This is a genomic window from Streptomyces sp. 150FB (genome assembly GCF_000818195.1).
Lineage (GTDB): Bacteria > Actinomycetota > Actinomycetes > Streptomycetales > Streptomycetaceae > Streptomyces.
Genome location: NZ_JTHL01000001.1, coordinates 4,630,654 through 4,638,193 on the forward strand (window position 1 = coordinate 4,630,654; position 7,540 = coordinate 4,638,193).

9 protein-coding genes are annotated in these 7,540 nt (G+C 69.6%); 6 read left to right on the top strand and 3 right to left on the bottom strand.

Annotated features, from left to right (window positions below; translation table 11 throughout):
* A partial coding sequence (locus tag QR77_RS42305) for a DUF664 domain-containing protein (RefSeq protein WP_063798051.1) occupies positions 1 to 457 on the bottom strand: 457 nt, incomplete at its 3' end.
* A 214-nt stretch (positions 458 to 671) separates the two neighbouring features.
* Between QR77_RS42305 and QR77_RS19790 the strand changes: the two genes are divergently transcribed.
* From QR77_RS19790 to QR77_RS19805, 4 genes are all read left to right on the top strand, one after another.
* On the top strand, positions 672 to 1,304 hold the full coding sequence (locus QR77_RS19790; protein ID WP_040023325.1) for a TetR/AcrR family transcriptional regulator: 633 nt from the start codon (positions 672 to 674) through the stop codon (positions 1,302 to 1,304).
* A gap of 168 nt (positions 1,305 to 1,472) precedes the next feature.
* On the top strand, positions 1,473 to 1,886 hold the full coding sequence (locus QR77_RS19795) for a nitroreductase/quinone reductase family protein (RefSeq protein WP_040023326.1): 414 nt from the start codon (positions 1,473 to 1,475) through the stop codon (positions 1,884 to 1,886).
* 134 nt (positions 1,887 to 2,020) lie between these two features.
* Positions 2,021 to 3,046: a zinc-binding dehydrogenase gene (locus QR77_RS19800; protein WP_040023328.1), complete on the top strand. Its 1,026-nt coding sequence runs from the start codon at positions 2,021 to 2,023 to the stop codon at positions 3,044 to 3,046.
* Between the two features lie 77 nt (positions 3,047 to 3,123).
* Complete coding sequence (locus tag QR77_RS19805; protein WP_040023330.1) at positions 3,124 to 3,732, top strand: NAD(P)-binding domain-containing protein; 609 nt, start codon at positions 3,124 to 3,126, stop codon at positions 3,730 to 3,732.
* 6 nt (positions 3,733 to 3,738) lie between these two features.
* On the opposite strand, the gene QR77_RS19810 is transcribed toward QR77_RS19805, so the two are convergent.
* Together QR77_RS19810 and QR77_RS19815 are read right to left on the bottom strand one after the other, a co-directional pair.
* A complete protein-coding gene (locus QR77_RS19810; protein WP_040023331.1) occupies positions 3,739 to 4,662 on the bottom strand; it encodes a hypothetical protein in 924 nt (307 codons plus the stop codon).
* 185 nt (positions 4,663 to 4,847) lie between these two features.
* The gene (locus tag QR77_RS19815) at positions 4,848 to 5,783 is read right to left on the bottom strand and encodes a helix-turn-helix domain-containing protein (protein ID WP_078876904.1); all 936 of its coding nucleotides are present in this window, start codon (positions 5,781 to 5,783) and stop codon (positions 4,848 to 4,850) included.
* Between the two features lie 98 nt (positions 5,784 to 5,881).
* Here QR77_RS19815 and QR77_RS19820 point away from each other — a divergent pair, with 98 nt between their 5' ends.
* Both QR77_RS19820 and QR77_RS19825 read left to right on the top strand, forming a co-directional pair.
* Positions 5,882 to 6,676, top strand: coding sequence for an NAD(P)H-dependent oxidoreductase (locus tag QR77_RS19820; RefSeq protein ID WP_040023333.1), 795 nt, complete (start codon positions 5,882 to 5,884; stop codon positions 6,674 to 6,676).
* A gap of 173 nt (positions 6,677 to 6,849) precedes the next feature.
* Positions 6,850 to 7,540: 3-oxoacyl-ACP reductase family protein (locus tag QR77_RS19825; RefSeq protein WP_063798052.1), on the top strand; the 691-nt coding region annotated here is incomplete at its 3' end.

Below are 7,540 nucleotides of genomic sequence, written 5' to 3' on the forward strand. Positions count from 1 at the left end.
GTCCGAGGATGAACCGCACGTCGGTGTCGCCGAACTCCTGGTTCGGGACGATGCGCGCGAGGTCTCCCGTCACCTTCGCGAACACGTGCCGTGACTCCTCGCACGCCTTCAGGTAGTCCTCGTACACGTCCCTGGCGGGTGTGGGGTCGGACTCGTCGAACCAGTCGTCACCGGCGGCTGTGACGTAGGTCCGGTAGGGGAAGAAATCCGGGGCCGTGTCCGCCAGCGCCCGCTGGAACCAGGCGCGCTCGACCCCCTGAAGGTGTCGCATGAGTCCCAGCAGGGTCAACGCCGAGGACGGCAGGGGGCGTTGCCGCAGTTGCGCTTCGGAGAGACCTTCGCACTTCCACAGGAAGGTCGCCCGGTGGTAGTCGAGGTTCGAGGCGATCATCTCCAGCCACGAGCCCGACAGCCTGCGCTCGGGTCGGACGATCTTGTCGATCAGGGCGTCGCTCACGTCGGAGATCTCCTTGCCGGCGGGGTCAGGTGCGCGGTCGGGTGGGCGGTCTTGTCGGCGTTCCCGGAAAGCTACCCGAGGGGTCTGACAACGCGGTCCGGCAATCGACGCTGAGCATCCGGGGTGGCAGCGAGGTACAGTCAACAATGATGAACGTCATCATCGATTCGGCCGGACGCGTGCCTGCCGGGCCGGACGGAGGGCGGAGAGGGACATGCCACGGATCACGAAGGAAGACAAGGCGCGCAATCGGCAGAACATCGTCGACCAGGCGGGCCGCATGTTCCGTACCCGCGGCATCGACGGCGCGGGGATCGCGGATCTGATGAACGCCGCCGGTATGACCCACGGCGGTTTCTACAACCACTTCGCGTCCAAGGACGCGCTGGCGGTGGAGGTGTGCAACGCCTTCTTCGCGGACTCGCTCGGCCATCTCGCGCAGGAGACGGAGAAGGGGCCCGAGGCGTCGGGCTCTCCGCTGGCCCGGGTGCTTGAGGGGTATCTCTCCGCGCAGCACCGGGACGATCCCAGCGGAGGCTGTCCTTCCGCCTCGCTCGCTGTCGACTCGTGGCGGCAGAGCGACGAGGTCCAGGCCGTCTACGCCAAAGGTGTCGAGGGGTATCTGACCGGCTTCGCGGCCGAACTGACCCGCGAAGCCATCGCCGAAGGACGGGACCTGACCCCGGCTCAGGCGCGCGAGCAGGCGGTCCGGATGCTGAGTGAGATGGTCGGGGCCATGGTGCTGGCCCGCGCGGTCAACCGGGTCGAACCCGCGCTGTCCGACGAGATCCTGGGCGCGAGCCGGGATCACCTGGTCGCTTCCGCGTCGGGCGACGCCTCGCGCTGACCCGCGTACGCGGGCCCCGCGATGGTTCCAGCTCGCCGGCTCTTATTGATGATGTGCCTCCTCATTGACTATGCTGATGAGTGACATCAATGTGGACTCCGCTGTCGCACGTCGTGGCGGGGGCTCGGTGTCGGTCCTGTCCAGTTACCTGAAAGGCGAGTCCAGATCATGGCGAGCTTCAACGAGCAGGTCGTTGCCGAGTTCCGCGCCAACGCCGGCGTGGTGGGAGGCGCGTTCGGGGGCATGAAGCTGCTTCTTCTCCACCACACGGGAAAAGTCACCGGTCAGCGGCGCGTGACGCCCGTGGCCCGGACGGCCGTCGGCGATGATTTTGTCGTCGTCGGATCCAACGGGGGTGCGGCGAACGATCCCGCCTGGGCCACCAATGTCGCCGTCATGACGGAAACGACGATCGAAGTGGGCGACCGGACGCTGAAGGTCGCGGTTTCCGAGGTGGTGGAGCCGGTCGAGCGGGAGCGTCTCTACGCCGAGGTGAGGAAGGCGTACCCCGGGGTGCTGGAGGACTACGAGACGAAGACCGACCGCACGTTCAAGGTGGTGAAGCTGACCCCCATCGGCTGACTCCCCCGTTGTCTGCCCCCTGGCTGCCCACGCCACCGGGGGTGGTGCGACGGGGCGGGGTGGCGGAATCGCGAGAACCAATGATGATTTCCATCATTTTAATGGCCGGCAACTCTTCCTAAGGACGCCTTCTCATGCGCTCTGTTGTCTACGACCGTCACGGTGATCCGTCGGACGTACTGCGCCTCGACACCTCCGGCCGCCCACGCTCCCCCGAACAGGGCGAGGTGACGGTACGAGTCCTCAAGCGGCCCGTCCACTTCGGAGACCTCGTTCAGCTCAAGGGGCAGATGAATCCGGACAAGCCCTCCACACCGGGGTCCCCCGGTGTGGAGGGGATGGGCGTGGTGGAGGCGGTCGGTCCCCGGCCGCCCGGCGTCGAACCGGGGACAGTCGAGCCGGGGACACGGGTCGCGTTCTTCCCGGTCTCCGGGGCGTGGAGCGAGTACGTCACGATCCCGGCCGCTCTCGTCGTACCCGTACCGGACCACGTCAGCGACGCGACGGCGGCACTGCTGCTCATCAATCCGCTGACCACCCTGATGCTGCTGCGTGACGTCGAGGACGCCCTGCGGGGTGACGCGAACGGCGTCGTCGTGCAGACAGCCGCCGGCTCCTCGGTCGGAAAGCTCGTCACAGCGGCGGTCGTCGAACGGGGCCTGCGCCTGGTCAACCTGGTACGCAGCGCCTCCGGCGCCGTCTCCCTCGGCACCCGTTTCGCGGGCGTTCCCACCGTCTCCACCTCGGACGACGACTGGCACGAGCAGGTGCACGCCGCGACCGGCGGCAAGGGCGCGCGGGTCGTTCTCGACGCCCTGGGCGGCTCCCACACGCCGCGCCTCGCGGAACTCCTCGCCGATGGCGGCACTTTGGTCCTCTACGGGGGCCTGAACGCCGGTCCGCAGCCGACACCGCTCGAATCGCTGAATCTGATCGGGCGTGAACTGACGATCCGGGGCGCTTCGATCACCCGGTGGATGACCCGGGCGCCGGCGGAACGGGCCGAGGACGTCGCGGCTGCCGTGGAGTTGGGGGTCACCGCTCCTGAACTCTTCGAGGTCGCCGCCGAGTACGACCTCGCCGACTACGCCGAGGCGATCAGGCACCTGCACCGGCCTGGCAGAACCGGCGCGATCCTGCTCACCAGCCCCGCTGCCTGACCCGAACGACCACGCCTGATCCCGAACCCAACCAGTCCTGCCAGTCCTACCAGTCCTCCTGAGGAGGGGCCTTTCCCATGAACATCGGAACCATCGGCGCCGGCACCGTCGCCCAGGCCGTCGCCCGCCACGCCATCGCCTACGGCCACCACGTCACCCTGAGCAACCGTCGCGGTCCCGCCTCGCTGGAGACGGTCGTACGCGAGTTGGGCCCGCTCGCCTCGGCCGGCACCGCGCAGGAGGCCGCGCGGGCCGAGATCGTCCTGCTGGCCGTCGGCTGGCCCGACGTACCGGCGGCGGTCGAGGGGCTGCCGGACTGGAACGGCCGGATCGTCATCGACGCCACCAACCACTTCGCCGCCCTGTCCCCGAGGCCGGAGATCGCCGATCTCGGGGATCTGACGGGCAGCGAGTACGTCGCCTCCCTTGTCCCGGGAGCGCGCGTGGTCAAGGCCTTCAACGCGCTGTTCGGCGCCTACATCGCCGCTGACCCCCGCCACGAAGCAGGCAGACAACTGCTGTTCCTCGCCGGCGACGACACCGACGCCGTACAGCAGGTCGCCGCGCTCACCGAGGAGTTCGGCTTCGCGACCGCCGCCCTCGGCGGCCTCCGCGACGGGGGGCGGCTCATGCAGCTCGGAGGCCCGCTGTCCGGACTGCACGCCCTCAAGCAGGACTCCGCGTGAACGGGGTCAGTGCACGCGGTCGTACGTGTGCTGCGGCGGTTGCGGCGGCCAGGCGATGCCGTCGCCCTTCTCCCAGATCTGGTTGCACGAGCCGGTGTCCGCACAGGTGACGGCGCGATCGCGCCAGCCGGCCATGTTCATCAGCCCGGCCTTGTCCCCGGGGGTCCAGACGTCGTTCCAACTGGAGACGTCGTCGGCGACCCGGATCGAGGACATCAGGGTGTTGAAGTCACGGAACTGCGTGTTGTAGTGCGCCAGGCCGAGCGTGTGGCCGAGCTCGTGCATCACGGGAATCGCCATCGCGTAACGGGACCATCGGTCACCGTCGTTGCTGTCGTCGACGAGGCGGGTCCAGACGTCGGAGTCGGTGAGGCGGATCAGGCCGCCGTTGTAGATCGCTCCCCTGTTGTCCAGCGCGCGCGACGGTGAGGCGATCCCGGTCGCGGGAATGGTGGCGAAGACGATGGCGATCTCGTTCGCGGGGACGCTGCCGGGCCAGGTGTCGCCGTCGTACGGCTCGTAGTGCAGCCGTCCGCCGACCCACTTGTTGGTTTCGAGGACCATCGTCGACATGACGTCGTCGAGTCCCTCGATCCAGTGCTTCTCCTTGTTCTTCGTGGCGGAGTCGGTCGAGCCCCGGTAGTTGAAATACAGCTTGACCGTGTAGCTGTCGCGCAGTTCGTAGTAGGCGGGGTTGGTGAGACCGCCGACGGGGCCGAGGTTGAACCCGTACGCGTTGGCGGCGTTCGCGCTGGCGCCGGGGTCCACGAGCATCGGCCCGGGCTGGTACGGGATGCGGCCGATGACGGGGTCGTAGGGCGGAGCCGCCGCGGTGGCGGGGCCCGCCGCCAGCAGCATGAGTGCCGCGGTGACCGCGGCCACCGCGCCGACGCGCAGCCGCCGTCCGACGGGTCTTAGGAAGGTGCTCATTGTTCTCCGTCCACAGGGGCACGCGGTGCCGTGGGCAGCGTGCCGGGCTGGAAGAGCAGTGGTTGAGCGGTCCAACTCTAGCGGCGTTAGGGCCCGTTCCGCCCGGAAACGTCCACTCTCGTCAAGGTGTGAGGGGGACTGCGTGAGCGGGACTGCGTGAGGGGGACCGCGTGAGGGGGACCGCGTCAGCGTGCCGCGAGCCGGGCCAGGACGTCCGCCTCCCGGCTGCCCTCCTGGGCGCTGAACACGTGCACCACCAGGCCCGTTTCGCCGGGTGCCGCCGGTACGTGCAGCGTCTCGAAGTCCAGCGTGAGCAGGCCGGCCGCCGGGTGCCGGAGCCGTTTGCGGCCCGCCGCGCACATGACGACCTCGCCGGTGGCCCAGATCCGCCGGAACTCGGTGCTTCGCGCGGACAGTTCCGCGATGAGCCCGGCCAGTTCCCCGTCGCCGGGGTAACGCCCGGCGGAGACCCGCAACTGGCCGACGGCCTCCGCCGCCCTGTCCTCCCAGTCGGGGTGCACGGTCCGGGACGCGGGATCGAGGAAGAGGTACCTGGCGTTGTTCCGGTCCCGGCCGTCCGGGTCGCCCAGACCGCCGCAGAGTTCGGCGCCCAGGCTGTTCCAGGCCACCACGTCGAGGCGGTGGTTCGTGGCGAACGCCGGGAAGAGGGTCATCGCGTCCAGGACCCGTCGCAGCATGGGGCTGACGGGGACGCTGGGTACGGGGTCGCGCCTGGCGCCGGCCAGGGTCGCGAGATGCGTACGCTCCGCCGTGTCGAGGGCGAGCGCTCCGGCGAGCGCGTCGAGCACCTCGGGGGACGGCTGGGTGGCCCGGCCCTGTTCGAGGCGTACGTAGTAGTCCACGCTGATCCCGGCGAGCTGGGCCAGCTCCTCACGGCGCAGCCCGCGTACCCGTCGGCGACCGCCGCCGGTGAGCCCGACCTGCTCAGGCGCGATGCGCCCGCGGCGGGCGCGCAGGAAGCCGCCGAGGGCCCGTTGGCCTTCGCCGGGGCGGTCGCCGGCGCCGTTGCTGCTCGCGGGGCTGTTCCCGCCGTTCGCGCTGGGGCCCTCGCTACGGTTGTCGACGCCGGCGGTGCGTTCGACAGGGTCCACGCTGTTCATGCGGTCAAGTATGGGTGGTACGGGCAATACCAGGACTTGCGTTCCGTTGGTTGCGGAGGGTTCTGGCTAGGCGGCCGCGCCGGGGAGAACGTGGTGGCATGAACGCAGCCACGCCGCAGCGGCGGAAGAAGATACTCATCGTCACGGCCCACCCCGAGCCCCGCTCGCTCAACGTCGCTCTCACCGACTTCGCCGTCGAGGAACTGTGCGCGGCCGGGCACGAGGTGCGGGTGTCCGACCTCTACGCGATGAAGTGGAAGGCGGGCGTCGACGCCGACGACTTCCCCGACCACGCGGGCGACCGGCGGCTCGACGTCCTGGGCATCTCGGGAGAGGCCACGCTGGCGGGAGGTCTGTCCCAGGACATCGCGGCGGAACAGGAGAAGCTGCGGTGGTCGGACGCCGTGATCCTGCAGTTCCCGATGTGGTGGTTCTCGGTGCCCGCGATCCTGAAGGGCTGGATCGACCGGGTCTTCACCTTCGAGTTCGCCCACGGCCCGTCCGTTCCTCCGCCGTACAGCGAAGGCGCCCTGGCGGGGCGGCGGGCGCTGGTGTCGGTGACGGTCGGCGCCCGCGAGGGGTCGTTCTCCGACCAGGGCATCCACGGCCGGCTGGCGGACATCCTCTACCCGGTCAACCACGGCCTGTTCTGGTTCACCGGCATGACGCCGCTCGAACCGTTCGCGGTGTACAGCTCGATCGACGTGTCCGAGGAGCGGTTCGAGGCCGTGAAGCGGGAGTACAAGCTCCGCCTCGACCGGCTCTTCACGGACGAGCCGATTCCGTTCCGGCTGCTCACCGGTGGCGACTACGACCATGACATGCGACTGCTGCCGGGCGTGGCCGCGGAGGGTACGAGCGGGCTGGACCTGCACGTCAGGCCGCGTGGCTGAGCGGCCGGGCAGTTCTCCGGGCGGCGGACCCGGCACGTACGCCGACAGTGGCCCGGGGCGCGCCCAGGCGTCCGGGCCCACGACGTACACGACGTCCGAATGGCGCCGGACTCCGCGTCAGCCCCACGGGAGCATCTGTCATGTCCGCGAACCCGGCTAAGAGATGAGCGAACATGACAGCGGTGCTGGACGGCAAAGTGGCATGTGTGACCGGCGGCAGCCGGGGCATCGGCGAGGCTGTGGCGCTCAGGCTGGCCGAGGACGGCGCCGATATCGCGCTGACCTATCTGGAGAGCGCGGAGCGCGCGGCGGATGTGGTCGACCGGATCAAGGCGCTGGGCCGCAGAGCCCTGGCCGTTCGGGCCGACAGCGCGGACCCGACGGCGCTGCGCGACGCCGTGGATCGGACGGCCGCGGAGTTCGGGCGGCTCGACATCGTGGTCAACAACGCGGGGATCGGCGTGCTCGGCCCGCTGGAGGACCTGTCCCTGGAGGACGTCGAGCGAGTGCTGAACATCAACGTCCGGGCGCCGTTCCTGGTGGCACAGGCGGCGGTCCGGCACATGACCGAGGGCGGGCGGATCATCAGCATCGGCAGTTGCATGGCCGAGCGGGTCCCGTTCGCGGGCGGTTCCCTGTACGCGACGAGCAAGACCGCGCTGACCGGTCTGACCAAGTCCCTCGCCCGTGAGCTCGGCCCCAGGGGCATCACTGCCAACCTGGTCCACCCCGGGCCCACCGATACCGAGATGAACCCCTCCGAAGGCCCGGGGGCCGATGTGCAGAAGAGCTTCATACCGCTCGGCCGCTACGGGCAGCCGTCGGATGTCGCGGCTACCGTGGCCCACCTGGCGGGCGAGGGCG

What these genes read in the sequence shown, in the direction of transcription:
- QR77_RS19790 (WP_040023325.1), top strand. Translation starts at nt 672, where the DNA reads ATGCCACGGATCACGAAGGAAGACAAGGCGCGCAATCGGCAGAACATC.
- QR77_RS19795 (WP_040023326.1), top strand. Translation starts at nt 1,473, where the DNA reads ATGGCGAGCTTCAACGAGCAGGTCGTTGCCGAGTTCCGCGCCAACGCC.
- QR77_RS19800 (WP_040023328.1), top strand. Translation starts at nt 2,021, where the DNA reads ATGCGCTCTGTTGTCTACGACCGTCACGGTGATCCGTCGGACGTACTG.
- QR77_RS19805 (WP_040023330.1), top strand. Translation starts at nt 3,124, where the DNA reads ATGAACATCGGAACCATCGGCGCCGGCACCGTCGCCCAGGCCGTCGCC.
- QR77_RS19810 (WP_040023331.1), bottom strand. Translation starts at nt 4,662, where the DNA reads ATGAGCACCTTCCTAAGACCCGTCGGACGGCGGCTGCGCGTCGGCGCG.
- QR77_RS19815 (WP_078876904.1), bottom strand. Translation starts at nt 5,783, where the DNA reads ATGAACAGCGTGGACCCTGTCGAACGCACCGCCGGCGTCGACAACCGT.
- QR77_RS19820 (WP_040023333.1), top strand. Translation starts at nt 5,882, where the DNA reads ATGAACGCAGCCACGCCGCAGCGGCGGAAGAAGATACTCATCGTCACG.